This window comes from Serratia rhizosphaerae, assembly GCF_009817885.1.
GTDB classification, from domain to species: Bacteria; Pseudomonadota; Gammaproteobacteria; order Enterobacterales; family Enterobacteriaceae; genus Serratia_B; species Serratia_B rhizosphaerae.
This window is the reverse complement of sequence record NZ_CP041764.1, coordinates 2,452,047-2,478,587: the sequence shown is the minus strand read 5'-3', so window position 1 is coordinate 2,478,587 and position 26,541 is coordinate 2,452,047. Positions and strand designations below refer to the sequence as shown.

Annotated in this window: 26 protein-coding genes; 7 read left to right on the top strand and 19 right to left on the bottom strand. The window is 59.6% G+C overall.

The window, feature by feature from the left end:
- Nucleotides 1–69 precede the first annotated feature (69 nt).
- The 3 genes from FO014_RS11475 to kefG are packed head-to-tail and all read right to left on the bottom strand — an operon-like array spanning nucleotide 70 to nucleotide 2,648.
- Nucleotides 70–273, bottom strand: a complete 204-nt coding sequence (locus FO014_RS11475; RefSeq protein WP_105232890.1) for a YheV family putative zinc ribbon protein — start codon at nucleotides 271–273, stop codon at nucleotides 70–72.
- Between the two features lie 15 nt (nucleotides 274–288).
- A complete protein-coding gene (gene kefB / locus FO014_RS11470) occupies nucleotides 289–2,094 on the bottom strand; it encodes a glutathione-regulated potassium-efflux system protein KefB (protein WP_160029633.1) in 1,806 nt (601 codons plus the stop codon).
- 2 nt (nucleotides 2,095–2,096) lie between these two features.
- A complete protein-coding gene (kefG, locus tag FO014_RS11465) occupies nucleotides 2,097–2,648 on the bottom strand; it encodes a glutathione-regulated potassium-efflux system ancillary protein KefG (protein ID WP_105232892.1) in 552 nt (183 codons plus the stop codon).
- 184 nt (nucleotides 2,649–2,832) lie between these two features.
- On the opposite strand from kefG, the gene FO014_RS11460 reads away from it, so the two are divergent.
- Nucleotides 2,833–4,752: an ABC transporter ATP-binding protein gene (locus tag FO014_RS11460; RefSeq protein ID WP_160029632.1), complete on the top strand. Its 1,920-nt coding sequence runs from the start codon at nucleotides 2,833–2,835 to the stop codon at nucleotides 4,750–4,752.
- A gap of 34 nt (nucleotides 4,753–4,786) precedes the next feature.
- On the opposite strand, the gene FO014_RS11455 is transcribed toward FO014_RS11460, so the two are convergent.
- Together FO014_RS11455 and prs are read right to left on the bottom strand one after the other, a co-directional pair.
- Nucleotides 4,787–6,283, bottom strand: coding sequence for a nicotinate phosphoribosyltransferase (locus FO014_RS11455; protein ID WP_160029631.1), 1,497 nt, complete (start codon nucleotides 6,281–6,283; stop codon nucleotides 4,787–4,789).
- 10 nt (nucleotides 6,284–6,293) lie between these two features.
- Nucleotides 6,294–7,154: a ribose-phosphate diphosphokinase gene (gene prs / locus FO014_RS11450; RefSeq protein WP_160029630.1), complete on the bottom strand. Its 861-nt coding sequence runs from the start codon at nucleotides 7,152–7,154 to the stop codon at nucleotides 6,294–6,296.
- Nucleotides 7,155–7,360: 206 nt separating this feature from the next.
- Here prs and FO014_RS11445 point away from each other — a divergent pair, with 206 nt between their 5' ends.
- A complete protein-coding gene (locus FO014_RS11445) occupies nucleotides 7,361–8,080 on the top strand; it encodes an NUDIX hydrolase (RefSeq protein WP_105232896.1) in 720 nt (239 codons plus the stop codon).
- A 3-nt stretch (nucleotides 8,081–8,083) separates the two neighbouring features.
- Here FO014_RS11445 and tauD read toward each other — a convergent pair whose 3' ends face one another.
- The 6 genes from tauD to FO014_RS11415 all read right to left on the bottom strand — a co-directional run bounded on the left by tauD (nucleotide 8,084) and on the right by FO014_RS11415 (nucleotide 13,040).
- Entirely contained in the window at nucleotides 8,084–8,932 is an 849-nt protein-coding gene (tauD, locus tag FO014_RS11440; RefSeq protein ID WP_105232897.1) for a taurine dioxygenase, read from the bottom strand.
- Nucleotides 8,929–9,759, bottom strand: a complete 831-nt coding sequence (gene tauC / locus FO014_RS11435) for a taurine ABC transporter permease TauC (RefSeq protein ID WP_111737894.1) — start codon at nucleotides 9,757–9,759, stop codon at nucleotides 8,929–8,931. The genes tauD and tauC overlap by 4 nt, the downstream gene beginning before the upstream one ends.
- Nucleotides 9,756–10,523 carry a taurine ABC transporter ATP-binding subunit gene (gene tauB / locus FO014_RS11430; RefSeq protein ID WP_105232899.1) on the bottom strand — a complete coding sequence of 256 codons (768 nt, stop codon included), beginning with the start codon at nucleotides 10,521–10,523 and terminating at the stop codon, nucleotides 9,756–9,758. The genes tauC and tauB overlap by 4 nt, the downstream gene beginning before the upstream one ends.
- Nucleotides 10,524–10,532: 9 nt before the next feature.
- A complete protein-coding gene (gene tauA / locus FO014_RS11425; RefSeq protein ID WP_160029629.1) occupies nucleotides 10,533–11,528 on the bottom strand; it encodes a taurine ABC transporter substrate-binding protein in 996 nt (331 codons plus the stop codon).
- 116 nt (nucleotides 11,529–11,644) lie between these two features.
- Entirely contained in the window at nucleotides 11,645–12,427 is a 783-nt protein-coding gene (locus FO014_RS11420) for a PhzF family phenazine biosynthesis protein (protein ID WP_160029628.1), read from the bottom strand.
- A 10-nt stretch (nucleotides 12,428–12,437) separates the two neighbouring features.
- Entirely contained in the window at nucleotides 12,438–13,040 is a 603-nt protein-coding gene (locus FO014_RS11415; protein ID WP_160029627.1) for a LysE family translocator, read from the bottom strand.
- 119 nt (nucleotides 13,041–13,159) lie between these two features.
- Here FO014_RS11415 and FO014_RS11410 point away from each other — a divergent pair, with 119 nt between their 5' ends.
- The 3 genes from FO014_RS11410 to FO014_RS11400 all read left to right on the top strand — a co-directional run bounded on the left by FO014_RS11410 (nucleotide 13,160) and on the right by FO014_RS11400 (nucleotide 15,391).
- Entirely contained in the window at nucleotides 13,160–14,134 is a 975-nt protein-coding gene (locus tag FO014_RS11410; protein WP_160029626.1) for a hydrolase, read from the top strand.
- A 1-nt stretch (nucleotide 14,135) separates the two neighbouring features.
- Nucleotides 14,136–14,369, top strand: coding sequence for a YheU family protein (locus FO014_RS11405; protein ID WP_105232904.1), 234 nt, complete (start codon nucleotides 14,136–14,138; stop codon nucleotides 14,367–14,369).
- A 152-nt stretch (nucleotides 14,370–14,521) separates the two neighbouring features.
- Nucleotides 14,522–15,391 (top strand): phosphoribulokinase, encoded by an 870-nt coding sequence (locus FO014_RS11400; RefSeq protein WP_105232905.1) that lies wholly within the window; start codon nucleotides 14,522–14,524, stop codon nucleotides 15,389–15,391.
- Between the two features lie 6 nt (nucleotides 15,392–15,397).
- On the opposite strand, the gene FO014_RS11395 is transcribed toward FO014_RS11400, so the two are convergent.
- Entirely contained in the window at nucleotides 15,398–16,570 is a 1,173-nt protein-coding gene (locus FO014_RS11395; RefSeq protein WP_160029625.1) for an amidohydrolase, read from the bottom strand.
- Nucleotides 16,570–17,700 carry an MFS transporter gene (locus FO014_RS11390; RefSeq protein WP_246168134.1) on the bottom strand — a complete coding sequence of 377 codons (1,131 nt, stop codon included), beginning with the start codon at nucleotides 17,698–17,700 and terminating at the stop codon, nucleotides 16,570–16,572. The genes FO014_RS11395 and FO014_RS11390 overlap by 1 nt, the downstream gene beginning before the upstream one ends.
- Before the next feature lie 254 nt (nucleotides 17,701–17,954).
- Between FO014_RS11390 and FO014_RS11385 the strand changes: the two genes are divergently transcribed.
- Complete coding sequence (locus tag FO014_RS11385) at nucleotides 17,955–18,863, top strand: LysR substrate-binding domain-containing protein (RefSeq protein WP_160029623.1); 909 nt, start codon at nucleotides 17,955–17,957, stop codon at nucleotides 18,861–18,863.
- A 2-nt stretch (nucleotides 18,864–18,865) separates the two neighbouring features.
- Here FO014_RS11385 and FO014_RS11380 read toward each other — a convergent pair whose 3' ends face one another.
- Nucleotides 18,866–19,273, bottom strand: a complete 408-nt coding sequence (locus FO014_RS11380; protein ID WP_160029622.1) for an OsmC family protein — start codon at nucleotides 19,271–19,273, stop codon at nucleotides 18,866–18,868.
- Nucleotides 19,274–19,650: 377 nt separating this feature from the next.
- On the opposite strand from FO014_RS11380, the gene crp reads away from it, so the two are divergent.
- Complete coding sequence (gene crp, locus FO014_RS11375) at nucleotides 19,651–20,283, top strand: cAMP-activated global transcriptional regulator CRP (RefSeq protein ID WP_004090925.1); 633 nt, start codon at nucleotides 19,651–19,653, stop codon at nucleotides 20,281–20,283.
- Between the two features lie 48 nt (nucleotides 20,284–20,331).
- Here crp and argD read toward each other — a convergent pair whose 3' ends face one another.
- The 5 genes from argD to FO014_RS11350 all read right to left on the bottom strand — a co-directional run bounded on the left by argD (nucleotide 20,332) and on the right by FO014_RS11350 (nucleotide 26,419).
- Complete coding sequence (gene argD / locus FO014_RS11370; RefSeq protein ID WP_160029621.1) at nucleotides 20,332–21,552, bottom strand: bifunctional acetylornithine/succinyldiaminopimelate transaminase; 1,221 nt, start codon at nucleotides 21,550–21,552, stop codon at nucleotides 20,332–20,334.
- 132 nt (nucleotides 21,553–21,684) lie between these two features.
- The gene (locus tag FO014_RS11365; RefSeq protein WP_105232909.1) at nucleotides 21,685–22,260 is read right to left on the bottom strand and encodes an aminodeoxychorismate synthase component II; all 576 of its coding nucleotides are present in this window, start codon (nucleotides 22,258–22,260) and stop codon (nucleotides 21,685–21,687) included.
- 132 nt (nucleotides 22,261–22,392) lie between these two features.
- Nucleotides 22,393–23,922 carry a helicase HerA-like domain-containing protein gene (locus FO014_RS11360; protein ID WP_160029620.1) on the bottom strand — a complete coding sequence of 510 codons (1,530 nt, stop codon included), beginning with the start codon at nucleotides 23,920–23,922 and terminating at the stop codon, nucleotides 22,393–22,395.
- Between the two features lie 86 nt (nucleotides 23,923–24,008).
- Nucleotides 24,009–24,734, bottom strand: coding sequence for a two-component system response regulator BtsR (btsR, locus tag FO014_RS11355; protein ID WP_160029619.1), 726 nt, complete (start codon nucleotides 24,732–24,734; stop codon nucleotides 24,009–24,011).
- Nucleotides 24,734–26,419, bottom strand: coding sequence for a sensor histidine kinase (locus FO014_RS11350; protein WP_160029618.1), 1,686 nt, complete (start codon nucleotides 26,417–26,419; stop codon nucleotides 24,734–24,736). Before FO014_RS11350 ends, btsR begins: the two co-directional genes overlap by 1 nt.
- Between the last annotated feature and the right edge of the window lie 122 nt (nucleotides 26,420–26,541).

Genomic DNA, 26,541 nt, shown 5'->3' with positions numbered 1-26,541 from the left:
TAACGGGTAGATTGTAACGGAAATCTACTCCGCTGTACCCTCCAGCATAAAAAATCGCGGCAAACAACGCTATTCCGGATGGAAAATACCGATTACCTGCTCCTGCGGACGCACGTGTTTTTCCACCTGTTGTTCCGTCTGACGCTGATGATGACCGCACTTCACGCACTCCACCACCTCAACCTGATCTTCGCGCCAGACGGCCAGCGTATCCATCGCATTACAGCTCGGGCAAACCGCACCGGCGATAAAACGCTTACGTGTTACAGACATGCTTATTGCTCCCACTTATTCATATTCATCCCAGCCGTCAAACTGGCGGCTCTCTTTTTGCATCTCACGGTGGAACAGCTCTTCCAGCTCGCGCCGCGCCTCTTTCATGCGGGAAATCTGCGTCACATCCCCCTGATGCGGCGGCATCAATTCGCGCAGCATACGCATATCCAGCCGGCGGAAGTGCTGCTGGGCGCGAAACGCCTGATGTGGGTGCATTCCCAGCGTCATCAGCGTTTTTCGCCCCAGCTCCAGGGCGCTGGAGAAGGTCTCGCGGCTGAAATACTGCACGCCGGCCTGCAGCAGCTCATGCGCCTCCACGCGGCCACGGGCGCGCGCCAGTATCGACAGGTTAGGAAAGTGCTGCTGACAAAGATGCACAATCGCCAAGGTATCTTCCGGATCGCTGCAGGCGATGACGATCGATTTCGCCTTCTCCGCGCCGGCGGCGCGCAGCAGCTCCAGCTCGGTGGCGTCACCGAAATACACTTTGTAGCCATAGCGGCGCAGCATGCTAACGGCGCTGACATCACGCTCCAGCACGGTAATCCGCATTTTATTGGCCATCAGCAGGCGGCCGATTACCTGCCCAAAGCGTCCGAATCCGGCGATAATCACCTGCGGTTCATCATCTTCGACGTACGGCGTCTCCTCAACGTCGTCACGGGCGTTATAGCGGCGGGCCAAAATACGGTCGATAGCCTGCATCAGCAGCGGCGTAGTCATCATCGACAGCGTGACGATCACCAGCAACAGCGCCAGTTGGTCGCTCTGCAGCACCTTTTGCGTCGCCGCCGCCGAAAACAGCACGAACGCAAATTCGCCGCCCTGACTCAGCACGCCGGAAAACTGCAGCCGCACCGAACGGCGCAGGCCAAAGATGCGCGCAAGCGCGTACAGCACGCCGTATTTCACCGCCACCAGCAGCAGCACGCCGACAATCACCTCAACCAGATGGGTATAGAGTACGCCGATATTCAACGCCATGCCGACGGAAATAAAGAACAGCCCCAGCAGCAGCCCTTTAAACGGCTCGATGGCGATCTCCAGCTCATGGCGATATTCACTTTCCGCCAGCAGCACGCCGGCGATAAAGGTGCCGAGCGCCATCGACAGCCCCAGCGCATCCATGAACAGCGCCGCCCCCAACACCACCAGCAGGGCGGCGGCGGTAAAGATTTCCCGCACGCCGGAGGCCGCAATATAGCGGAACAGCGGCCGCAGCAGATAACGACCGCCCAGCAGCATCCCGCCGAACGCCGCCACCTTGATAGCGATTCTGGCCCAGTCGTCGCTGCCGCTGCCGCCTGCCAGAATAGGGATCAGCGCCAGCGCCGGGATCACCGCCATATCCTGGAACAGCAGCACCGAAAAACCCAGTTGGCCGCCTTCATGGCGATTCATGCCCTTTTCACGCATCAGCTGCAGCGCCATCGCCGTTGAAGACATCGCCAGGCCGATGCCGCCGATCACTGCCGCCTGCCAGGCGAAGTGGCTGAAGTACAGCAGCGATCCCAAAATGGCGGCGCTGATCGCCACCTGGCCGGCGCCCACGCCGAAAATCGAGCGCCGCAGCGCCCACAGTTTGGACGGGTTCAGTTCCAGACCGATGATAAACATCAGGAATACCACGCCCAGCTCAGAGAAGTGCAGAATCTCGTCGACGTCGCGGATAAAGCCCAGCCCCCAGGGGCCGATGGCGATACCGGCAATCAGATAGCCCAGCACCGCGCCAATCCCCAGACGGCGGGCGATCGGCACCGTTACCACCGCGGCGAACAGAAACAGCAGCCCGGCTGTCAGTAATGCGGAACCTTCCATGATCAGGGCCTCCGTTGCGGCAAAGGGTTACGCAGCCACTCACCGTAGGCGGCGGCATGGCTGGCCAGCACCTCCGGCTTTTGCCGGCGCGCCCAGTAAACGACGATCGGCGTCAGCCAGTGCATATGACACATCGCAGCGGTCAGCTCGAAGGGACGTAAAATATCTTCGATCGGGTAACGGTTGTAGCCGCCCAGACGATACGCCCCTTCCGGTTCACCGGTGGTGATCACCGAGCGCCAGTACTTACCCGCCAGCGCGTTGCCTCCCACGCCGCTGGCGAAACCGCGCGACAGCACCCGGTCCAGCCACTCCTTCAGCAGTGCCGGACAGCTGTAGGTGTATAAAGGGTGTTGGAAAACAATGATCTGGTGTTCACGCAGCAGCTGCTGCTCATGATGAATATCAATAAAGAAGTCGGGGTAGTGCGCGTACAAATCATGTACGGTGACGTTATCCATCTGCTGCGCCGGCCTGAGCAAAACCCGGTTAGCCACCGAGTCATGAGATTCCGGATGGGCATACAGCAGCAAAACCTTGGCCGGCTGCAACATCGTTCCCCTCCAATAGCGTCGTCAGAGCAACGGTTTTCCGTTACCATGCTGCGCATAGTTTAAAACAGCACGCTCGCTGCGGTCTGTTACCCTGATGATAATTTAACATATCTCCTACATTATTCGAGTCGCATCGATGCGGCAATCATTCGAAGTAAAGGGACTACACAGAGAACGGCGCTTTATGATTGTATTCTCATCGTTACAAATCCGACGCGGCACCCGCGTCTTGCTGGACAACGCGACGGCAACGGTTAACCCCGGGCAGAAAGTGGGCCTGGTGGGCAAAAACGGCTGCGGCAAGTCCACCCTGTTGTCGCTGCTGAAGGGCGAACTCTCCGCCGACGGCGGCAGCTACACCTTCCCCGGCGGTTGGGCGCTGGCCTGGGTGAACCAGGAAACGCCGGCGCTGGATACGCCGGCGCTGGAGTATGTGATCGACGGCGACCGCGAATTCCGCCAGTTGGAAGCAGACTTGCAGCTGGCCAACGAGCGTAACGACGGCAACGCCATCGCCACGCTGCACGGCAAGCTGGACGCCATCGACGCCTGGACCATCCGCGCCCGCGCCGCCAGCCTGCTGCACGGCCTCGGCTTTTCCAACGAGCAACTGCAAAGCCCGGTGCGCGCTTTCTCCGGCGGCTGGCGCATGCGCCTCAACCTGGCGCAGGCGCTGCTGTGCCGTTCCGACCTGCTGCTGCTCGATGAACCAACCAACCACCTGGATCTGGACGCGGTCATCTGGCTGGAGCGCTGGCTGAAAAGCTACCCCGGCACGCTGGTGCTGATTTCTCACGACCGCGACTTCCTCGATCCGATCGTCGATAAAATCCTGCACATCGAACAGCAGACCATCAACGAGTACACCGGCAACTACTCCTCGTTCGAACGTCAGCGCGCCACCAAGCTGGCGCAGCAGCAGTCGCTGTACCAGACGCAGCAGGAAAAGGTGGCGCATCTGCAGAGCTATATCGAACGGTTCCGCGCCAAGGCCACCAAAGCCAAGCAGGCGCAGAGCCGTATCAAGATGCTCGAACGCATGGAGCTGATCGCGCCGGCGCACGTCGACAACCCGTTCAGCTTCAGCTTCCGCCAGCCGGAAAGCCTGCCCAACCCGCTGCTGCGGATGGAAAAAGTCAGCGCCGGCTATGGCGATAAGGTGATCCTGCAGTCGATCAAACTCAATCTGGTGCCCGGTTCGCGCATCGGCCTGCTGGGGCGCAACGGCGCCGGGAAATCCACCCTGATTAAACTGCTGGCCGACGAACTGGCGCCGCTCAGCGGCGAAATCGGCCTGGCGAAAGGCATCAAGCTGGGCTACTTCGCCCAGCATCAGCTGGAATTCCTGCGTGCCGACGAATCGCCGCTGCAGCACCTGAGCCGCATTGCGCCACGCGTACTGGAACAGCAGCTGCGCGACTACCTCGGCGGCTTCGGCTTCCAGGGCGACAAGGTGAGCGAGGCAACCGGTCGTTTCTCCGGCGGGGAAAAGGCCCGCCTGGTGCTGGCGCTGATTGTCTGGCAGCGCCCTAACCTGCTGCTGCTCGATGAACCGACCAACCACCTGGATCTGGATATGCGCCAGGCGCTGACCGAAGCGCTGATCGACTTCGAAGGCGCATTGGTGGTGGTATCGCACGACCGTCACCTGCTGCGCTCAACCACCGACGATCTGTATCTGGTGCACGACGGCCAGGTTGAACCGTTCGCCGGCGATCTGGAGGATTACCAGCAGTGGCTCAGCGACCTGCAAAAACAGCAGGCGCAGCAGGACGCCGCACCGAAGCAGGACAGCGGCAACAGCGCGCAGGCGCGTAAGGATCAGAAACGCCGCGCCGCCGAGTTCCGCACGCAAACCCAGCCGCTGCGCAAGCAGATCGCCAAACTGGAACAGCAGATGGAAACTCTGGGCGCCGAGCTGGCGCAGGTGGAAGAACAACTGGCGGATTCCGCGCTGTATGACATCAGCCGCAAGGCCGAACTGACCGACTGCCTGCAACGGCAAAGCCAGGCCAAATCCGCGTTGGAAGAGACGGAGATGACCTGGCTGGAGGCGCAGGAGCAGCTGGAGCAGCTGACTCAGGCGTTCGACACCGAAAGTTAAGCGCTGCCCCGCCCGGGCGGGGAGCGCCGTAATATCACTCCGCCGGCGTCGCACTCAGCCGCTGGCGGATTTGTTCCAACGATTCCTGATGGAACAGCTTACCGTCCAGGAAACGGGTTTTCAGTTCCCCCTGCTGCTCCTGTTGCCAGCTTTGGTTATCCCGCAGTTGGTAGTCGCCATGCTCATCCCTGATCACCCGCAGCAGGCCGCGCGCCGACTGCTTTAAACCGCCGTCGGTTTTCGGCTGCTTGAAAATCGGCCGGCCGACGCCCTGCACCTCGCCATAGGTCGCCTTCATCGCAAAGCCGAAGGTGTCGCGGGTATGGTATTGATAGGTAAAAGAACCCACGCCAAACACCACGTTGGAACTGGCGAACCCTTTCGCCTCCAGACGGCGCAGAATTTCTTGCGCGCGATCCAGCGTAATGGAGTCGCCGTAAATCAGCCCGACGTGAGGATCCAGCACCTTGTAACCCTTGCTGTTTACCGTACCGCCAAAAATCTCCCACAGCACTTCCACCGAGCCTTTTTCTTCCGCGCTGCGCGTCGGGCGGCGATCGTCATCCGCACCGCTGCCGCACAGGATGGCGACCGGGTCGCCGCTGTCCGGACGAAACACCACCCGGCCGTCGCGCGCCATGATTTTTGCTTTCAGCTCGCGGGTGAATTCGGTCAGCACCCGCCAGTAATCCCAGGTATCCGACACGATGGACACCAGCCCCTGCGGATACAGATCCTCAATCAGGCGGCGGAAGGTTTCAATCTCCGCATCCTGCTCCCCCATGCACATCACGCTGTGCTCGGTCGCCGGGATGCTACCGGCCACAAAGTAGTCGGCAGCGGTCGGATAGTAGCGCTGCGCGTACAGAATGGACGGGATATTGTCGGTGCCTTTAAAACTGAGCAGATGGCCGGCGCCGGCCTGCGCCACATCATGCATGCCCGACATGCCGCGGAATGAGAAGTCGTGGCACTGGAAATCCAGGTGCGCCGTATCGTCACAGGTGCGCGCCGCCCACATCTGGCAAATTTTGCGGTAGTGATGGGCGATGGTGGCGTTGGTGGAGGACTTCCACAGCTCTGCGGAAATGACCGTCTCCAGGTAGTTCACCAGCCAGAAGAACTCATCCCGCGTGTTGGTGATGGTCAGCACCGGCACCTTCATATTGACCTTGCTGCCTTCATCCAGCCCTTTGATATGCAGCGGCAGATAGCCCAACCGATGCAGCGCACGGATATGCTCGACGGACACCCGATCCTGGCCGATGTAACTGTCCATCAGCGCTTTATATTCCCCGACCACCTGCTCTTCCGGCTGGGCGAAAAACTGCTGGTTGAACAAATCCACCATAAACCACTGCAGGAATCCCTGCAGGCCAAAGAATACCAGTTGCCCGTCAGGCAGCGGAGAACTGAAGAAACGATCGCTGCGCGGCGTAAAGTTGGAATAGACCCGCGTCGTCCCCTGCGGGTACTGCTCACGGTGGGAGACTTTATACCCGTCAATCGCCAGAATAGGGTTAGTCAGCATGATGCTCTCCTTAATGGGCGTAGATACGCGCAATATCAATCAGTTCAACGCGGGCTCCGGCGAGATCCGCCGGCGCATATGAGGTGGTGGTATAAATGTTGTCGATGCCCTGAGCCAGCAGATGCTCAACGCCTTTGGAAAAGATGCCGTGCGTGACGTACAGGCTGACGCCGCGCGCGCCGTGCTGGCGCAGCACCTGCGCCGCGCCGATGAAGGTGCCGCCGGCATCGCACAAATCGTCCACGATCAGCACGTCTCTGCCGCGCACGTCACCGGCCAGCAGCGCAAACCCGGTCAGTTGGCCGCTCTGCACGTCACGGTGTTTGGTCATGATGCCGTACTCGTTAAGCGCAAAATGTTCTGCAACGGCGTGGATTTTTTTCAGCGCCCCGGCGTCCGGCGCGATAGGCAGTAAAACCTGCTGCGACAGCAGCTGCGTCAGCCTGGCGCTGTGCTGCATACAGTGCTGCTGAGCAACCGCGTGGAAACGGTCAATCGCCGCCGCCGCCACGTCGCTGTGCGGGTCCAGCACCGTCACCCGATCAAACTTCAGCGTATTCAGCAGTTGGCCGAACACCTTCAGCGCAAAGCTGTCGCCGGCGCCCATATGGCGATCCTGACGGGCGAACGGCAGATAAGGCAGCTCAAGCAGGCTCTCGCGGATGGGGTAGTGGTGACGCACCGCATCCACCAACTGCGCCAGCGCCATAAAATCATCCATGCTGCGCATCGCGGCGGCCCGGATACGCATTTGCGCGACGCCCGCCGCCGCCGGCACGGCGAAGCGGGCATACACGGCGCCATCAGGAAACTGACCGCTGATGACCTGAACTTCCTCTCCATCCAGAAATAACTGCAGTGTTGTATGCATGCCCGCCTCCCGTGATTCAACAATTAGTGTCTGTAAGACATTTATATAATTGTCTAAGGGACAATAATTGGCAAGTAAAAAATCCGCCTACGCAGAGATAAAAATATAACCAACTGATAATAAAAAGAAACGAAACAGCCCCGCTTGCTGAACACCGGCGCGCTCGCTATAGTGTCCCAAAGACCCTTTCAGCGAGACCCCGCGCAATGTCCACGGAAACCGACTATCTGCAACACTACGACGCCAGCCGTTTCCCTTCCCCGATTGTTACAGTGGACAGCGTGCTGTTTACCGTTCATCAGGGAGAGCTGTGCGTCCTGATGGTCAAACGCGCCAACCACCCGTATCAGGGATTATGGGGATTGCCGGGCGGTTTTATCGATCTGCAGCGCGATGCTTCCACCGGCGCCACCGCCCAGCGCAAACTGATGGAGAAAACCGGCGTCGCCCCGCCGTATCTGGCGCAGTTGGAGAGCTTTTCCGGCCCTGGGCGCGACCCGCGCGGCTGGAGCCTGACCACGGTCTATTTTGCCCTGATCGCCCACGCCGACTGCCAGGCCCATATTGCCGACGTGGATGACGCCGCCTGGCTGCCGCTGACAACGCTGCGTAAACAGACGCTGGCGTTCGACCATCTGGCGATTATCGATGCGGCGCTGCAGCGCCTGCGCCAGAAAACCGCCTACTCCATGCTGCCGGTCTACTGCCTGCCGGCGGAGTTTACGCTGTCGCAATTACAGGAAGTGATGGAAATCATTTTGGCGCAGCCGGTACAGCGCAAGAGCCTGATGCGGCGCTTTGACGCCGCGGAGATGTTTGAGGATACCGGCAAGATGATGGCGACAGGCGCGCGCAAGGCGCGCCTGTATCGTAAAAAGGCGGGGGTCGATATGCACAATTTTTCCCGCAATCTGATGGTGGATTAACCGTCAGGCGCGGTAAAACGGCTTATCACCCAACATCGTCGCCCGGTGCATAATGCGGCGCTGCGGCAAATAATCCGCGTTGGCGTAATGCTGCGTCACGCGGTTGTCCCAGATGGCAATATCATTTTCCTGCCAGCGCCAGCGCACCTGGAACTCCGGTTTGGTGATATGGGCAAACAGGAAGCCCAGCAGCGCCTCGCTCTCTTTCGGCGACACATCGACAATCCGCGTGGTAAAGCCTTCATTGACGAACAGCGCCTGCCGGCCGCTTACCGGGTGGGTACGGATCACCGGATGCAGCAGCGGCGGATTTTTCTGCACCGCCTGTCGCCAGCGCTGGTGTTCCTCCTCGCTGCCGCGATGTTTATATTCCGGGAATGACTTGGTGAAGTCGTGCTCCGCCTGCAGACCGCTCAGCAGTTGCTTGAACGGTGCCGACAGCGCCTCATAGGCGGCAATGCCGCTGGCCCACAGGGTATCGCCGCCGGTGGCCGGCAGCGTTTTCGCCGCCAGGATCGCTCCCAGCGGCGGATTTTCGATAAAGGTGACATCGGTGTGCCAGTTATCGTTGTCCGGCGGATTATTATCGTGAGTATCCAGCACGATAATTTCCTCCACGTCGCTGGCGTGCGGATACACCGGATGAATATGCAGGTCGCCGAAGCGTCCCGCCAAATCGCGCTGCTGCAGCGGCGTAATCGGCTGATTGCGGAAAAACAGCACCTGATGTTTCAGCAGCGCGTGATACAGCTGCTCAAACTGTCCGTCACCCAGCGGCCGCGCCAGCTGCACATTTTCCACCAGCGCGCCGATATACGGCCCTAACGGGGTAATCACCAGACGTTCGTTCATTGTTGTACTCCATGCCACGGGGTCAGACGGCGCTGCAGGGCACGCAGTCCCAGCTCTAAGCCGAATGCAATTATCGCAATCACGCCGATGCCGGCCAGCACCACATCGGTCGCCAGAAATTCACCGGCGGATTGCACCATAAAACCTAAACCGCGCGTTGCGGCGATCAGCTCCGCCGCCACCAGCGTCGACCAGCCTACGCCCAGCCCGATGCGGATGCCGGTCAGAATTTCCGGCAACGCGCTCGGCAGCACCACAAAACGCAGCACCTGCCAACGGTTGGCGCCCAGTGCGCGAGCCGCCCGCACCCGCACCTGCGCCACGCTGCGCACGCCGGCCACGGTCGATAGCGCGACCGGGGCGAAAATCGCCAGGTAAATCAGCAGGATTTTCGACGTTTCGCCAATGCCGAACCAAATCACCATCAGCGGCAAATAGGCCAGCGGCGGCACCGGACGGTAGATTTCAATCAACGGGTCGAGAATACCGCGCACCGTATCGTTCAGCCCCATCGCAATACCGACCGGAACACCGATCAGCACCGCCGCCAACAACGCCAGCAGAATGCGCCCCAGACTGGCGGCCAGATGCTGCCACAGCGTGGCGTCCATAAACCCTTGCGGGCTGGCGATGGTGATCAACTGGCGCAGCACCTGCTGCGGCGCCGGCAGAAACAGCGGGCTGATAAGCCCCAGCGCCGTCACCGCCCACCACAGCGCCAGTAGCGCCAGCAGCGTTGAAGCGCTGAGCCAGACGCGGCGCGGCAGTGTAAAACGGCGCGGCGATGCCGACGTCGCGGTGGCTTTTAAGGTGGAGTGCAGGCTCATAGCAATGCCTCGCGCTGTTGGAAGACCTTGCCGAGCACATATTCGCGCCGGGCGATAAACGCCGGGTCCGATTTGATCGAACGGCACGCCTCGCCGGCGGCATAGCGGCGGCCGAAATCCAGCGACAGGCGTTCAACCACCTGTCCCGGCCCCGGCGACAGCAGCAACAGCTCGCTGGCTAAAAAAACCGCCTCTTCAATATCGTGCGTAATCAGCAACACCTGTTTGCCGGTATCGCGCCAGATGGTCAGCAGCAGTTCCTGCATCTGTTCGCGGGTAAAGGCATCCAGCGCGCCGAACGGCTCATCCAGCAGCAGCAGGCGCGGATCCGCCGCCAGGGCGCGGGCGATGCCTACACGCTGACGCATCCCGCCGGACAACTGCCAGATAAAATGTTGCTCATAGCCGGCCAGACCGACGCGCCGCAGCATATCTTGCGCCACCGCCCGGCGCTGCGCCTTGCCGACGCCCGCCAGTTGCAGACCAAACTCGACGTTATCCGCCACGTTGCGCCACGGCAGCAGGCCCTCATGCTGGAACACCACGCCGCGCTCGGCGCCGGGGCCGCGGACCGGCTGCCCGTCCAGCGTAATGCTGCCCGCCGCCGGCGTCATAAAGCCGGCAATCAGATTCAGTAAGGTCGTTTTGCCGCAGCCCGACGGGCCCAGCACCACCACCAGCTCGCCGCTGTCGATCTGGAACGACACATCGCGCAGCGCCGGGCGCCCCTGATACTCCGCCGACAAATGGCTGACGTTTAACATGTCTCCCCCTTACGGCTGCGGCGCAGCCTGCAGCTGCTTGACGAAACGGTCGGTGACATAGGCGCTGTAATCCGCATCAACCTGCGGAATTTTGCCCTGCTGTTTCAGGAACTCCGCGGTATCGTGAATCGCCTTGCTGACCGGCTGGCCCAGTTGGCTCACCTGCTCCGCCGCCGGCAGATAGCGGTTGCCCTGCACCAATACCGGCACCTGCGCTTCCGGCACTCCGCTCAGCCGCGCCAGCGTAGCGAGGTGATTGTTATCTCCCAGCCAGGCGGCAGGATCGTTCAGGTAGGCCTTTTGCGCCGCCAGCGAACTGGCGGCAAACGCGGTCACCACCTGCGGATGCTGCTGGGCGAAATCCTTACGCACCACCCAGACGTCCAGCGTCGGCGCGCCCCACTCGCCCACCTGCGCCGAATCGGCCAGCACCTTGCCTTCTTTCGCCAGCTCGTTCACCACCGGCGCCCAGACGTATGCGCCGTCGATATCACCGCGCTGCCAGGCGGCGGCAATGGCCGGCGGCTGCAGATTGAGGATTTTTACCTGTTCGGGCTTGATGCCCCAGTGCTTCAGCGAGGCCAGCAGGCTGTAATGGGTGGTTGAGATAAACGGCACCGCAATGCGTTTGCCGATCAGATCTTTAGGCGACGTGATGGTGTTCTTCACCACCAGCGCTTCCGAGCTGCCCAGCTGCGAGACGATCAGAAACACCTCAATCGGCAGTTTTTGGCTGGCGGCCACCGCCAGCGGGCTGGAGCCGATATTACCGATTTGCACATCGCCGGAGGCCAGCGCGCGCAGCACGCCGGAACCGCTGTCAAACTTACGCCAGTCGACCTTGGCGCCGGACTGTTTGGCAAAACTGTTTTCCGCCTGCGCTATTTTGGCGGGCTCCGCTGAGGTTTGGTAGGCGACGGTCACGTCGACCGCCTGTGCGCTGGCCGCCGTCAGCGACAACGCCAGCAGCGCCGCGCCGCGTAGAGAAAAGAGTTTGCCCGCCATGATCTGCTCCGTTGATAACTATCTGTTCAGTTACTAACAGTTTTATCCGAGCACTGGCGAGCAATGAAAGAATAAAAAAAACTTCTTTATTACTTATGGCGATATAAGGTGCATAATCAGCCGGTAATTTCCCCGCGTAAAAAAATCCGGGCGTAGCCGCCGAGCAGGGTGCGTTCACCCTGCTGCCGGCAAAACAGCTCGCCGCCGCGGGCGGAAATCTGCCGGGCCTGCAGCGTATGACGGCCCAGACGCGCGACCCAATACGGCATCAGCGTACAGTGGGCGGAGCCGGTCACCGGGTCTTCTCCGCCATCCAGCGTGAAGTAACGGGAAACAAAATCCACCTCCTCACCCGGCGCGGTGACGATCACCGCCCGGCCGACGGCGGCAATCAGCGCCGGGATATCCGGCTGCAATGCCCTCACCTGCGCCTCATTCTCCAGCACCATCAGCAGCGCCGTAGCCTGCCAGCTCTCCAGTGGCGTAACGCCCAGCAACTGCGCCACCGCTTCCACCGGCGCAATGCGCTGCGGCGCCCGGCTGGGAAAATCCAGAATCAGTCGTTCGCCGTCTTCACTGTCGCGTCTGACGTACAGTTCACCGCTGGCGGAGCGGAAACGCACGTCGTTCAGCCCCGGATTCACCACGTTAAACATCACGTGCGCCGCCGCCAGCGTGCCGTGACCGCACAAGTCCACCTCGCGCTGCGGCGTAAACCAGCGGATGCTCAGCACATCGCCGTCGTCCCAGACAAAGCTGGTCTCCGGCAGATTCAGCTCATTGGCGATCGCCTGCAGCTGCGCCGTCTCCAATGGCTGTTTCAACAGATACACCCCCGCCGGGTTACCGCGCAGCCCGGCGCCGGTAAAGGCGTCAACGTGAAAATAGTTTTCGCTCATCGCTTATTCCTTAATGCCAAATCAGCAACGCACAGGCCGCCGTCAGTAACCCCATGGAAACGTTGAAGATCACCCAGGCTTTCTTACTGTGCAGCAGGCGACCTATAACGGTGCCGAATCCGAGCCAGATGACGCCGGCAATGATATTCACCACAAAAATACCCGCCGCAATGGCCAGAATCGACGCGTTATAGCGCTCCCCTTCCAGGCTGAAGCTGGCCACCGCGCCCAGCGCCATCAGCCAGGCTTTAGGGTTGAGAAACTGCAGCAGCCAGCCCTGGTACAGCCGCACCGGCTTGGGCGGCGCGATATCGGTCTCCAGCTTTTCATAGGCGGCGGTCGCCACTTTCCACGCCAGCCACAGCAGGTAGACGGTGCCGAGTATTTTCAGGATAAGGTGTAATGAAGGGTAGACCAGGATCAGGCTGCCGACGCCGAACGCCACCAGCAGCAAAATGCTCTGCATGCCGAGCATGATGCCAATCATCAGCCACAGCGAGCGCATAAAGCCAAAATTGGCGCCGGAGGTGGTGAGCAGCATGTTATTCGGGCCAGGGGTGATCGCGGCCACCCACAGGAAACCCAGCAGCGAAAGAAACAAACTTAATTCCATGAAACGGGCGCTCCTCACCCATGCGCGATTTTTGCAGTATGATGGTTAACAGATGACATTGAAGCTAACAGTGCGCTATTGATCACACAATAGTCGCCAACAAGATTTTTATTCACCTTATGCATGAAACCTTTCGTCCCCTGAGCGGTGCCGGTAACCCGCATCTGCAAACCTTATTGCCGCGGCTGGTGCGCCGCCGCGTACTGCTGCAACCGCACTGGCAGCGGCTGGAACTGCCCGACGGCGATTTCGTCGATCTGGCCTGGAGCGAAGACCCCAGCAGCGCAGGCGATAAGCCCCGGGTGGTGCTGTTCCACGGCCTGGAAGGCAGCTTCTACAGCCCCTACGCCCACGGCCTGCTGCACGCCTGGCGGGAAAAAGGCTGGCTGGGCGTGGTGATGCACTTTCGCGGCTGCAGCGGCGTGCCCAACCGCAAACAGCGCATTTATCATTCCGGCGAAACGGAAGACGCGCGCTTTTTCCTGCGCTGGCTGCGGGATACCCATGGCGCAGCGCCTACCGCTGCGGTCGGCATTTCCCTCGGCGGCAATATGCTGGCCTGCTATCTGGCGCAGCAGCGGCGGGAGAGCCTGCTGGACGCCGCCGTGGTGGTCAGCGCGCCGCTGATGCTGGAGCCTTGCTCGTTACGCATGGAACAGGGGTTCTCGCGCGTTTATCAGCATTACCTGCTCGGCCAGCTCAAGCAGAACGCCACCCGCAAGCTGCTGCGCGACCCGGCGTCACTACCGCTGAAGCTGCCGCAGCTCAAAGGACTGCGCCGCATGCGCGACTTTGACGACGCCATTACCGCACGCATTCACGGCTTCCGCGACGCCACCGACTACTATCGGCGCTGCAGCGCGCTGCCGCTGCTGCCCGAGATCCAAACGCCGCTGCTGATCATCCACGCCAAAGACGATCCGTTTATGACCGACGCGGTGATCCCCGATCTGAGCGCCCTGCCGCCCAACATCGAGTATCAGCTGACCGAGCGCGGCGGCCACGTCGGCTTTGTCGGCGGCACGCTGCACAAACCGCAAATGTGGCTGGAACAGCGGATTCCCGCCTGGCTTACCCCTTATCTGGATAAATAACGTGATTATTCCCTGGAAAGAACTGGATGGCGACACGCTGAATAACCTGATTGAAGCCTTCGTGCTGCGCGAAGGCACCGACTACGGCGAACATGAACGTTCGCTGGAGCAGAAGGTGGCCGACGTGCGCCGCCAGCTGCAAAGCGGCGAGGTGGTGCTGGTGTGGTCTGAGCTGCACGAGACCGTCAATATCATGCCGCGCGGGCAGCTGCGTGCCGGTTATCAGGAGAGGTAATCGCGTCTGCGCCCTATGACTGACGGTAAAAATCAGGTAACAATGGACATCTTGCAAACCAACTCGCGCAGCTTGCCGCTGGCAAAAACGTATCAACCACACTAAAAATTATTCTCTGATACGCGCGCTTTTTACTACGGAGTAACCCAAGTATGTCCGCCAAACATCCCGTTATCGCGGTGACCGGCTCCAGCGGCGCCGGCACCACCACCACCAGCGTGGCGTTCCGCAAAATATTCCAGCAGCTGGATATCCGCGCCGCGCAGCTGGAAGGCGACAGCTTCCACCGCTACACCCGGCCGGAAATGGACGCAGCTATCCGCAAAGCGCGCGATCTCGGCCGCCATATCAGCTACTTCGGCCCGGAGGCCAACGACTTCGGCCTGTTGGAACAAAGCTTTACCGAATACGGTAAAAACGGCAGCGGCCGCTCGCGCAAATACCTGCATACCTATGACGAAGCGGTGCCCTACAATCAGGTGCCCGGCACCTTCACCCCGTGGGAACCGCTGCCGTCGCCGACCGACGTGTTGTTCTATGAAGGCCTGCACGGCGGCGTAGTGACCGATCAGCATGACGTGGCGCGTCATGTCGATCTGCTGGTCGGGGTGGTGCCCATCGTTAACCTGGAGTGGATCCAAAAATTAATCCGCGATACCGGCGAGCGCGGCCATTCGCGCGAAGCGGTGATGGATTCGGTGGTGCGCTCGATGGAAGACTATATCAACTACATCACGCCGCAGTTTTCCCGCACCCATATCAACTTCCAGCGGGTGCCGACGGTCGACACCTCCAACCCGTTCGCCGCCAAAGCTATTCCTTCGCTGGATGAAAGTTTTGTAGTCATTCATTTCCGTGGGTTGGATCAGATCGACTTCCCCTATCTGCTGGCGATGCTGCAAGGTTCATTTATCTCTCATATCAATACGTTGGTGGTACCAGGCGGCAAAATGGGGCTGGCGATGGAGCTGATTATGGCGCCGCTGGTGCAGCGCCTGCTGGAAGGGAAAAAGATCGAATAACGGCGCCTATGCCATCAGCAAGCGCCGGATAAAGCCGACATGCAGTTTCACTCCGATCTGCAATACCTCCTCATCCAGTTTAAAGCGCGGGTTATGCACCCCATAAGTCGCGCCGATCTTTTCGTTGCCGCTGCCGATAAACAGGAAACAGCCCGGCACCTGCCGCTGGTAGGAAGAAAAATCCTCACTGCCGAACATCGGCGCGCTCATTTCGTGCAGCGCATCGGTGCCCAGCGTGTCGCCAATCACCTCACGGGCAATTTCACAGGCCTGCGGATGATTGTCGCCAATGGTGTAACCGCGCGTCCACCGCATCTGATAACTCGCCCCGCTGGCCTGCGTAATGCCGGCCACCGTTTGCTCCACCAGCTGTGGCACCCGTTCACGTACCGCATGATCGTGAGTACGCAGCGTACCGGCCAGCCGTACACTGTCCGGAATAACGTTATAGCCCCCTTCCGCCTGAAAGGTGGCGACGGTCAGTACCGGCGCATGCAGCGGGTCAAGCCGGCGAGCGATAATTTGCTGTAGCGCGGTCACCACCTGGGCGCCAATCGTGACCGGATCGATACACAGCTGCGGCATCGAACCATGTCCGCCCTTACCTTGCAGCATGATATCGAAGTTGTCGCTGGAGGCGCTGAATACCCCTTCCTTCAGCGCAACGCTGCCGGTAGGGAAATTCGGCATTACGTGCAGGCCGAAAATCATCTTCACGCCGTCCAGTACGCCCAAATCCACCAGCTCCTGCGCCCCGCCCGGCGGCACCTCCTCGGCATGCTGGAAAATAAAACGCACCGTTCCGCTCAGCTGAGACTGCAATTGACACAGTACGCTGGCGGCGCCGAGCAGCATGGCGCTGTGCGCGTCGTGACCACAGGCGTGCATCACCCCCGGCCGGGTGGAACAGAACGCTTCATCGCTCTCTTCCTGAATCGGCAAGGCATCAATATCCGCCCGCAGGGCGTAGCAAGGACCGGGGCGCCCGCCCGCCAGTTCGGCCACCACGCTGTTCGGCGTCGGCCTCTGCAGGCTCAACGGCCCCAGCGCCGCCAGTTGCTCGGCAATGTAGTCCGCCGAAGCCGCCTCCTGAAACGACAATTCCGGGTTGGCGTGCAGATAACGCCGCCAGCGCAGCACATCCGCCGCCACATCGTCGATCAGCTTATCGATATTCATCACAATTCACCTCCGTTTAACAGGGATTGGCGCGGCTTCACCGCTAACGGCAGCATCACCAGACCGGAAACCACCATCGCCAGCGCCAGAAAGATAAAGGTCGATGCATACCCCTGGCTCAGGGTGATCAGATACCCCATCACAATCGGCGCAACAAAACCGCCGAGCGTGCCGCCGGTATTGATCAGCCCCATGGCGGCGCCCATCACCTCCGGCGCCAGGCGCTTCATCGGCAGCGTAAACACCGTGACAAAGGACGCCATCAGGAAGACATACCCCAAAAACAGCAACACGCTGGCGCCCCATGCCGACGTGGAGGTATAAACCAGCCAGATACACAGCGCACTCAGCAGCGAGCAGCAGAAAATCACCAGCGGCTCACGCCCCTGCATATAGCGCCCCACCAGCCAGCCGGTGCCCAGCGAAGAGATCCAGATCCCCAGGCCGCCTGCGGCCACCACCAGGCTGGACATGCCAAGCGCCATACCGCGCTGCTGAACCAGAAATTTAGGCAACCAGGCCATCAAGCCGTAAGACGGAATGTTGATACAGAAAATCGCCACAAACAGCAGCAGCACAATCGGCGTTTTCAGCAAGGTGCGGTAGGTATTGCCGGCGCCGTCCGCCGAACGCTGCGCCGCCCGCGGCGGATTCGGCACCAGCCACAGCACGCAGGCGGCAACCGCAAAAGCCAGTAGGCCAAGCGCCGAGAAAGAGCCGCGCCAGCCGATATGCTCCAGGCAGTACACCGCCACCAACGGCCCGGCGGTCATCGCCAGGCCGGCGGAAGAGAGCAAAATCGACTGTGCGAAAGTGCGCTGCTCCAGCGGAAAGTTGGCGACCACCGCTTTGGCGCATGAGCAGGGATAGCCGGAATGCCCCATCCCCGACAGAAAGCGGAACGTCACCAGCAGCCCCAGGCCAAAGCCCAGTAGGCCGAAGCACAAGGCGAAACCACCCAGCAGCAATAAAGAAGCACACAGCACCTTCTTAAAACCGAAGCGGTCGTTAAGCCAGCCGGCCGGAATTTGAAACAATGAATACGCCAGGAAGAATACGCCGGTGACATAGCCCAGCTGTTCCGCCGGCAGATTAAATTCACGCTCAATCGGCAACAGGGCAAACCCCATCACAGTTTTATCTATATAAACAATCACATAACCGACAAAAAGCAAAAAAATCATTAAAGCTCGCGGCTTCATGGCTGGACTCCCCTGTATTGCACGTCGGCAGACGGGCTGCATCAACGAAATTGTGATCCTTATCACTTATAGTTTTAATAACAGCGACTTAAGTCGCCACTAATGACGTTAGCGTCTTTACCTTGGCGGCATAAGATGCAATTTTGTTCAGGGTGATAGTTTTTACTGATAGGGAGATGAACGTGCGCTACCTGCCAAAATTGCAGCAGCTTCGGGTTTTTCAGCAGGTGATTCGCAGCGGCAGCATTCGCGGCGCGGCGCGCGCGCTGCAGCAATCCCAGCCGGCGGTCAGCCGCAGCCTGCGTGAACTGGAACAGGCGTTGGACACGCAGCTGATTATTCGCAGCAATCAGGGCATGACCCTGACCGAAAGCGGTCGCATTTTCGCGGTGCGGATGCAGTTTATTCTGGAAGAGCTGCAGCGTGCGGCGGATGAGATTCAGCAGATCAGCCAACACTCACAGGGGACAGTGGCGATGGGGCTTTCTTCACTGCTGGCGCTGACGGTGCTGCCGATGCTGGCCGACGCGTTCCGAAAACAGTTCCCGCAGGTAAATCTGGTGCTGCAGGAAGCCCAGCTCTCCACCCTGCTGCCCGCGCTGCGCGAAGGCCGGCTGGATTTCGCCGTCGGTTCCATCAGTCCGGAACTGCCTTTAGAAGATCTGGTGCGCGAGCCGCTGTTCAATGCGTCATTTTGCATCGTCGCCCGCCGCGGTCATCCGCTGGCCAACGCTCGCTCGCTGGATGCGCTGCGCCAGGCCAAATGGCTGCTGCCGGAAACCGATATGGGCTATTACCAGCATCTGCAATCCGTGCTGGGTGATTTTTATCAACAGCTGGAAACGCCGCCGGTGCGCTCGGACTCTGTCATCTGCGGCCTGAATATGGTGCTGGCGTCTGACTACCTGACCATTGTGGCGCGCGCGATGGCGCGTCCGCTGCATTTGCAGGAACAGGTGGTCACGCTGCCGATTGATACCCTGCCGCAGGCGCAGTATTGCGTGCTCTATTCGCAGAGATCGCCGCTAACCGTAACGGCGCGGCGTTTGCTGGATTTGCTGCACGGCCAGTGTCAGCGCTACGCCTGGTAAACTTATTCCACCACGCGGATTTCGAAACTGTGGGTCACCGTTGCCGCCTGACTCAACATCAGCGATACCGAGCAGTACTTTTCAGCAGACAGGTTGACCGCACGCTCCACCACCTTGTCACTCAACCCTTTACCGCTGACGATAAAGTGCAGATTGATCGCGGTAAAAGTACGCGGCGCCTCATCCCGCCGCTGCGAGCTGAGTTTCACCTCGCAGTCACGCACGTCATTGCGGCCCTTTTGCAGAATCGACACCACATCGATCGCGCTGCAACCGCCCACCGACATCAGCACCATCTCCATCGGACTCGGCGCCTTTTCCCCGGCGCTACCATCCATTAACACCTGATGACCTGACGCGGACTCACCGAGGAAGGTCAATCCTTCCACCCATTTCACTCTTGCCTGCATACTGCTCACTCCGGTTAATTTCTTAAAATCAGACTACGCTTTCGCGCTGAAACTGGCAATGGAACCTGATGCCGGTCATGCTGAAGCGAGACAACAGAAGACACTCGCCTCACTCTATGCTACAAACAAACCGCAATAACTCTTTTTGGACACCGACTTTCAGGGATCTGCCCAAGGAAAGCATCTTAAATGAGATGTTAACAGAATGTAGCTTGCAGCACTGACAGCAAGTTAATATGCTAGGGCAATAGCGTATTTTACGGCACGCCTCAAAACCTGTTTATAGCCCGCATGCATTACCGGTTATCAACGCGTTTAACAGGGAGCTCCGATCCCTGTGTTACAAAGGCAGCGATTACAACAGAGGATAATAGCGAATGGTTCTCGGCAAACCGCAAACAGACCCGACTCTCGAATGGTTCCTGTCTCATTGCCATATCCACAAATATCCATCCAAAAGTACGCTGATTCACCAAGGTGAAAAGGCTGAAACGCTCTACTACATCGTGAAAGGCTCCGTTGCGGTGCTGATTAAAGATGAAGAAGGCAAAGAGATGATCCTGTCCTATCTCAACCAGGGGGATTTCATCGGCGAGCTTGGATTATTTGAAGAAGGCCAGGAGCGCAGCGCCTGGGTGAGAGCGAAAACCGCCTGTGAAGTAGCTGAAATTTCCTATAAGAAATTCCGTCAGCTGATCCAGGTCAACCCGGATATTCTGATGCGCCTTTCCGCGCAAATGGCCAGCCGCCTGCAGGTCACCTCAGAGAAAGTGGGGAACCTCGCCTTCCTTGACGTTACCGGCCGCATTGCGCAAACCCTGCTGAACCTGGCGAAACAGCCGGACGCCATGACCCACCCTGACGGTATGCAAATTAAAATCACGCGTCAGGAAATTGGTCAAATCGTCGGTTGTTCACGCGAAACGGTCGGCCGTATCCTGAAAATGCTGGAAGATCAAAACCTGATCTCCGCGCACGGCAAAACCATTGTTGTTTATGGCACGCGTTAATTAATCAGAAAACGGCGCATTCGCGCCGTTTTTTATGCCGGTAGCGGCTTATACCGCATTCACCACATCCTGCACCGCACGTTCAAAACGCGCCATCCCCTCTTCAATATCCTGCAGCTCTACCACCAATGACGGCGCAAAGCGGATAACGTTAGGCCCGGCGTTCAGAATCATCACGCCATGCGCGGCGGCGGCGGCCAGGAAATCCCGCGCCTTATTCTGGTAAGCCGCACTCAGCTCGGCGCCGATCAACAGCCCCATGCCGCGAATATCGCTGAAAATACCGTACTTGTCGGCCAACTGCTGCAGTTTCTCCACGTAGAGCGCATGACGCTGCGCGATACCGTCCAGCACCTGCGGCGTGTTGATCACGTCCAGCGCCGCCTCGGCCACCGCGCAGGCCAACGGGTTGCCGCCGTAGGTGGTGCCGTGCGTGCCGACCTGCATGGCAGAGGCAATCTCCTCGCTGGTCAGCATCGCGCTGACCGGGAAGCCGCCGCCCAGCGCTTTAGCGGTGGTCAAAATATCCGGCGTCACGCCGTAATGCATATAGGCGAACAGCTTGCCGGTACGCCCCATGCCGCTCTGCACCTCATCAAACACCAGCAGCGCCTGGTGCTTATCGCACAGAGCGCGCACGCCCTGTAGGAACTCGGCGTCCACCGGCGTAATGCCGCCTTCGCCCTGAATCGGCTCCATCACTACCGCGCAAGTGCTGTCATCCATCACCGCCTTGACCGCCGCCAGATCGTTGTACGGCACATGCACAATATCGGCCGGCTTTGGCCCGAAGCCGTCGGAATACTTTGCCTGCCCGCCGACCGAGACGGTAAACAGCGTCCGGCCGTGGAAGGCGTTATAGAAGGCGATAATTTTGGTTTTGTACGGGCTGTGACGGGTAATGGCATAGTGGCGCGCCAGTTTGAAGGCCGCTTCGTTGGCCTCCGCGCCGGAGTTGGCGAAAAAGACCCGATCGGCAAAGGTGGCGTCAATCAGTTTGCTGGCCAAACGCAGCGCCGGCTCATTGGTGAACACATTACTGGTATGCCACAGGGTTTCGCTTTGCTGCTGCAGCGCCGCCACCAATGCCGGGTGGCAGTGGCCCAGCGCAGTTACGGCGATGCCGCCGGAGAAGTCGATATACTCCTTCCCTTCGCTGTCCCACACGCGGCTGCCCAGACCTTTGACCGGCACAAACTGCGCCGGTGCATAAACCGGCAAAATCACCTTATCGTACGTGCTGCGGTTCACCGCGTATTTTTCCGTCATTATTGGGTTCCACCTCAAGAGATTGGTTTTTTAATAGCGCCAGCAAAGTGACAATATAATCACAAAATATGCATAAAAAACCAATTAAGGGCAAACCAAAATCGCCAATCATAACGAAAAATTTATAACCGATTAACTTTTAAGGAAATTACTCAGCAGCACGTGCCCCTGCTCGCTAAGGATGCTCTCCGGATGGAACTGCACCCCTTCCAGCGCCAGTGTGCGGTGGCGAATCCCCATAATCTCATCGCGTACGCCGTCACGCTCGCTCCAGGCGGTAACCTCAAAACAGTCCGGCAGCGTTGCTGCGTCCAGCACCAGCGAATGGTAGCGCGTTACCGTCAGAGGATTGTTCAGCCCGCGAAAAACGCCGCGGTCCGTATGGCGAATTGCCGAGGTTTTGCCGTGCATCACTTCGCGCGCGCGCACCACATCGGCGCCGAATGCCTGCCCCAATGCCTGATGCCCCAGACAGACGCCGAGAATCGGCAGCTTACCGGCAAAATGCGTAATGGCCGCCAGCGAAATACCGGCCTCGTTCGGCGTGCAGGGGCCGGGGGAGATCACCAGATGCTGCGGCGCCAGCCTGTCAATATCGGCCAGCTGCAGTTCATCATTGCGCTTTACCAGCACCTCGGCGCCAAGCTCGCAAAAGTATTGATAAAGGTTGTAGGTAAAAGAGTCGTAGTTATCGATCAGCAGCAGCATGGCGGTTCAACGGCCTATGATTTGGGGAGTAATTTCCTGGTACAACAAGACGGCAACCGCCTCAGCCCGGGAGCTTACCGCAGTAAGCCGCCGGGGTGAAGGCGGTTGCCGATGCATTACGCGAAGAAAAGATTACTTTTTACGGCCGCCCATAATCGAACCCAGCACGCCGCGCAGGATCTGCTTGCTCAAATCACGCGCCATGCTCTTGGCGGCGGTTTGTACAATGCCGTCGCGCTTGCCGCCGCGCGGGCCGGTGGAGCCGAACAACAGCTCATTCAGGCTGCCCATCAGGCCGCCGCCGTTTTGTTGCTGGCCGGCCTGCGGCGCGGCTTTATCCACCGCTTGCGCATCCTCGCCCACGGTGGCGAAGCCTTCGGACGACAGCTTCTCATAGGCCGATTCGCGATCCACCATCTCTTCATAGCGGCCGTACAACGGCGATTTATTGATGGCGCTGTTCAGCCCTTCCGCCCCCAGCATGCCCATTTTGGACTCCGGCGCGATCACCATCGCACGCTCCACCACGTTGGGCCGTCCTTTCTCATCGAGGAACGACACCAGCGCTTCCCCGACGCCCAGCTCGCCAATCACCGTTTCCGCATCAAAATCCGGGTTGGCGCGCATGGTCTGCGCCGCAGCCTTCACCGCCTTCTGGTCGCGCGGCGTAAAGGCGCGCAGCGCATGCTGAACGCGGTTGCCCAGCTGGCCAAGCACGCTGTCCGGAATATCCAGCGGGTTTTGCGTCACAAAATAGACGCCGACGCCTTTGGAACGGATCAGGCGCACCACCTGCTCAATTTTGGTCAGCAGCGCCGGCGGCGCATCGTTGAACAACAGGTGCGCCTCGTCAAAGAAGAACACCAGTTTCGGCTGTTCCGGGTCGCCCACTTCCGGCAGTTGCTCAAACAGCTCCGCCAGCAGCCACAGCAGAAATACCGAATAGAGTTTCGGCTGGTTAATCAGCTTATCGGCCGCCAGCAGATTGATCATGCCATGGCCGTTGGCATCGGTCTTCATCAGATCGTTGATGTCGAGCATCGGCTCGCCGAAGAACAGGTTGGCGCCCTGCTCCTCCAGCGTCAGCAGGCCGCGCTGGATGGCGCCGACCGACGCACTGGAGATATTGCCGTACTGGGTTTTGAACTGTTTGGCGTTGTCGCCGACGTACTGCACCATCGCGCGCAGATCTTTCATATCCAGCAGCAGCAGCGCATTGTCGTCGGCAATTTTAAACACCAGCTGCAGCACGCCGCTTTGCACCTCATTCAGATCCAGCAGACGCGCCAGCAGCAGCGGGCCGAGATCGGACACCGTGGCGCGGATCGGGTGGCCCTTCTCGCCGTAAATATCCCACGGAATAATAGTGCTGGCCTGCGGCTGCCAGTCGGTCACGCCGATCGCCGTCAGCCGCGCCTGCAGTTTTTCATTCGGCACCGCCTCGGTGCCAATCCCCGACAGGTCGCCCTTCACGTCCGATAAAAACACCGGCACGCCGATGCGTGAGAACTGTTCGGCCATTTTTTGCAACGTCACGGTCTTACCGGTACCGGTCGCACCGGTAATCAGGCCGTGGCGGTTGGCCAAGGCGGGCAGAATCGCCAGATCCTGAACGGGTTTACCGTCTTTCATCGCCTTGGCGATAATCCGTGCTTCACTCATTTACTGTTCCTTTGATGACGCTAACGCGGCGCAGATGCGCCTGTGATGCCATAAAGCTATAAGCGCGACGGAAGCTCGTCAAGCGCTTAGCCGCGCAGCCCCAGCTGTTCTTTCAGCGATTTCAGGTAGCGGCGGCTGACCGGCACCGCATCGCCGACCGACATAATCATCTCCGCGGCCCCGCCTTCTTCAAAACGAATTTCCCGCACTTGCTCCAGATTCACCAGATACTGGCGGTGACAGCGAACCAGCGGCGTGCGGCTCTCCAGCGTGCGCAGCGTCAGTTCGGTAAAGCACTCCATGCCGTCGTTACGCACCACATACACGCCGCTGGCGCGCGAGCGGATGGCGATCACCTCGTCAAAACGCAGCAGATAAATCCGGCTGTGCCCGGCGCAGGGGATATATTTCAAATAGCCGGCGCTTTCCGGCAGTGCAGCGATATCCTGCGCCGTATGACGCTGCTGCAGACGCTGCAGGGTTTTCTGCAGCCGCTGCGGCTCCGCCGGCTTCAGCAGGTAGTCAAAGGCGTGCTCCTCAAACGCCTGCAGCGCATACTCATCGTACGCGGTGAGGAATACAATATGCGGCATCCGGTTGGGATCGAGCATGCCGACCATCTCCAGGCCGCTGATGCGCGGCATCTGGATATCCAAAAACACCACGTCCGGCTGCAGCCGGTGGATCTGGCTGATGGCCTCAATCGCATTTGCACATTCGCCGATAATGCACACCTCCGGCTCGGCGGCCAGCAGATGACGCAGGTTGTCGCGTGCCGACGGCTCATCATCAACAATCAATATATTCAGCATCAGGCGGCGCCCTCCAGTGGAACATGCAGTGTAATGCGGGTGAACGCCTCCGGTTCACAGCTGACCCGCACGCCATACTCTTCGCCGTAGCGCACGCGGATACGCCGGTCCACCAGGCTCATGCCCAGCCCGTCGCCCGGCGTTTTTTCCTGATACAGGCCGGCATTGTCCGTGACCTGCAGCAGCAGGCGCCCGCCCTCGCTGCGGGCGTCGATGGTGATGCGCCCGGTACCCAGCAGCTGCGAGGTGCCGTGCTTGATGGCGTTTTCCACAATCGGCTGCAGGGAAAACGCCGGCAGACGCACCGCCAGCAGGCGGTCCGGCAGCGACACCACGATCTCCAGTCGATCGGCAAAGCGCGCCTGTTCAATTTGCAGATAGGCGTTAACGTGTTCAATCTCGTCCGCCAGGCTGACTTCGTCATCCGAACGCTTGAGATTCTTACGGAAGAAGGTCGACAGATACTGCACCAGTTCGCAGGCGCGATCTCCGTCGCGGCGAATCACCGCCACCAGCGTATTTAGCGCGTTAAACAGGAAATGCGGATTCACCTGCGCATGCAGCAGCTTGATTTCCGACTGTGCCAACAGCTGTTTATGCCGTTCATACTGGCCGGCCATAATCTGCGCCGACAGCAGGCTGGCGATGCCTTCTCCCAGGGTGCGGTTGATGGTGCTGAACAGCTTGCTTTTCGGCTCATACAGCTTGATGGTGCCGATCACCCGCTGATTTTCGCCACGCAGCGGAATGACCAGCGTCGACCCCAGCTTGCAGTTGCCGCTGATCGAACAGCTGTAGGAGAGTTCATTGCCGTCGGCATACACCACTTCGTTATTATCGATGGCGCAGCGGGTATGGGCCGACGAGATCGGCGTGCCCGGCAGATGGTGATCGTCGCCGATGCCGATAAACGCCAGCAGTTTGTCGCGATCGGTGATCGCCACCGCGCCGATACCCAACTCCTGATAAATCACCCGCGCCGCCTTCATGCTGTTTTCCCGGTCGAACCCCTGACGCAAAATGCCTTCGGTGCGCTCGGCCAGCTTCAGGGCTTTGGAGGAAAACGCGCTGGTGTACTTTTCAAACATCGCCCGCCGGTCGCGCAGGATCTGCATAAACATCGCCGCGCCCACGGTGTTGGCAACCAGCATCGGCAACACGATATAGCCTACCAGACGCAGCGCCTCGTCAAACGGACGGGCGATGGCGAGAATAATGCCCATCTGCAGGATTTCTGCGGCCAGAGTGACGCCAGCGACAAACAGCGGATTAAACAGCAGGTCGAGACGGCCGCGCCGCAGCGCCAGGCTGTGCACCAGCCCGCCGACCAGGCCTTCTGCCACGGTGGACACCGCGCAGGCCACGTCGGTCATGCCGCCGAGGGTATAGCGATGCATCCCCCCGGTCAACCCGACCAGAAACCCGACCGACGGCCCGCCCAGCAGGCCGCCCAGCACCGCGCCGATAGCGCGCGTGTTGGCGATCGAGTCCTGAATATGCAGGCCGAAATAGGTGCCCATAATGCAGAATACCGAAAAAATCACGTAACACAGCAGCTTGTGCGGCAAGCGGATGGTGACCTGCATCAGCGGAATAAACAGCGGGGTTTTACTCAACAGATAGGCGATCACCAAATAGACGCACATCTGCTGCAACAGCAACAGCACCTGATCAAATTCGTACATCACAACAACGCACCCTGAACGAGAGGAACATCAAAACGCCGGCTATCCGGTCTGATTATCTGCGTTGATTACACCATGAGCAGGGCAGGAAAACAGTGATGCAGGCGAGGCTTCAGAGGGCG

Bases quoted from the DNA above. Each gene is read 5' to 3' on its own strand.
- FO014_RS11475 (WP_105232890.1), bottom strand. From the start codon at position 273: ATGTCTGTAACACGTAAGCGTTTTATCGCCGGTGCGGTTTGCCCGAGC.
- kefB (WP_160029633.1), bottom strand. From the start codon at position 2,094: ATGGAAGGTTCCGCATTACTGACAGCCGGGCTGCTGTTTCTGTTCGCC.
- kefG (WP_105232892.1), bottom strand. From the start codon at position 2,648: ATGTTGCAGCCGGCCAAGGTTTTGCTGCTGTATGCCCATCCGGAATCT.
- FO014_RS11460 (WP_160029632.1), top strand. From the start codon at position 2,833: ATGATTGTATTCTCATCGTTACAAATCCGACGCGGCACCCGCGTCTTG.
- FO014_RS11455 (WP_160029631.1), bottom strand. From the start codon at position 6,283: ATGCTGACTAACCCTATTCTGGCGATTGACGGGTATAAAGTCTCCCAC.
- prs (WP_160029630.1), bottom strand. From the start codon at position 7,154: ATGCATACAACACTGCAGTTATTTCTGGATGGAGAGGAAGTTCAGGTC.
- FO014_RS11445 (WP_105232896.1), top strand. From the start codon at position 7,361: ATGTCCACGGAAACCGACTATCTGCAACACTACGACGCCAGCCGTTTC.
- tauD (WP_105232897.1), bottom strand. From the start codon at position 8,932: ATGAACGAACGTCTGGTGATTACCCCGTTAGGGCCGTATATCGGCGCG.
- tauC (WP_111737894.1), bottom strand. From the start codon at position 9,759: ATGAGCCTGCACTCCACCTTAAAAGCCACCGCGACGTCGGCATCGCCG.
- tauB (WP_105232899.1), bottom strand. From the start codon at position 10,523: ATGTTAAACGTCAGCCATTTGTCGGCGGAGTATCAGGGGCGCCCGGCG.
- tauA (WP_160029629.1), bottom strand. From the start codon at position 11,528: ATGGCGGGCAAACTCTTTTCTCTACGCGGCGCGGCGCTGCTGGCGTTG.
- FO014_RS11420 (WP_160029628.1), bottom strand. From the start codon at position 12,427: ATGAGCGAAAACTATTTTCACGTTGACGCCTTTACCGGCGCCGGGCTG.
- FO014_RS11415 (WP_160029627.1), bottom strand. From the start codon at position 13,040: ATGGAATTAAGTTTGTTTCTTTCGCTGCTGGGTTTCCTGTGGGTGGCC.
- FO014_RS11410 (WP_160029626.1), top strand. From the start codon at position 13,160: ATGCATGAAACCTTTCGTCCCCTGAGCGGTGCCGGTAACCCGCATCTG.
- FO014_RS11400 (WP_105232905.1), top strand. From the start codon at position 14,522: ATGTCCGCCAAACATCCCGTTATCGCGGTGACCGGCTCCAGCGGCGCC.
- FO014_RS11395 (WP_160029625.1), bottom strand. From the start codon at position 16,570: ATGAATATCGATAAGCTGATCGACGATGTGGCGGCGGATGTGCTGCGC.
- FO014_RS11390 (WP_246168134.1), bottom strand. From the start codon at position 17,700: ATGGGGTTTGCCCTGTTGCCGATTGAGCGTGAATTTAATCTGCCGGCG.
- FO014_RS11380 (WP_160029622.1), bottom strand. From the start codon at position 19,273: ATGCAGGCAAGAGTGAAATGGGTGGAAGGATTGACCTTCCTCGGTGAG.
- crp (WP_004090925.1), top strand. From the start codon at position 19,651: ATGGTTCTCGGCAAACCGCAAACAGACCCGACTCTCGAATGGTTCCTG.
- argD (WP_160029621.1), bottom strand. From the start codon at position 21,552: ATGACGGAAAAATACGCGGTGAACCGCAGCACGTACGATAAGGTGATT.
- FO014_RS11365 (WP_105232909.1), bottom strand. From the start codon at position 22,260: ATGCTGCTGCTGATCGATAACTACGACTCTTTTACCTACAACCTTTAT.
- FO014_RS11360 (WP_160029620.1), bottom strand. From the start codon at position 23,922: ATGAGTGAAGCACGGATTATCGCCAAGGCGATGAAAGACGGTAAACCC.
- btsR (WP_160029619.1), bottom strand. From the start codon at position 24,734: ATGCTGAATATATTGATTGTTGATGATGAGCCGTCGGCACGCGACAAC.
- FO014_RS11350 (WP_160029618.1), bottom strand. From the start codon at position 26,419: ATGTACGAATTTGATCAGGTGCTGTTGCTGTTGCAGCAGATGTGCGTC.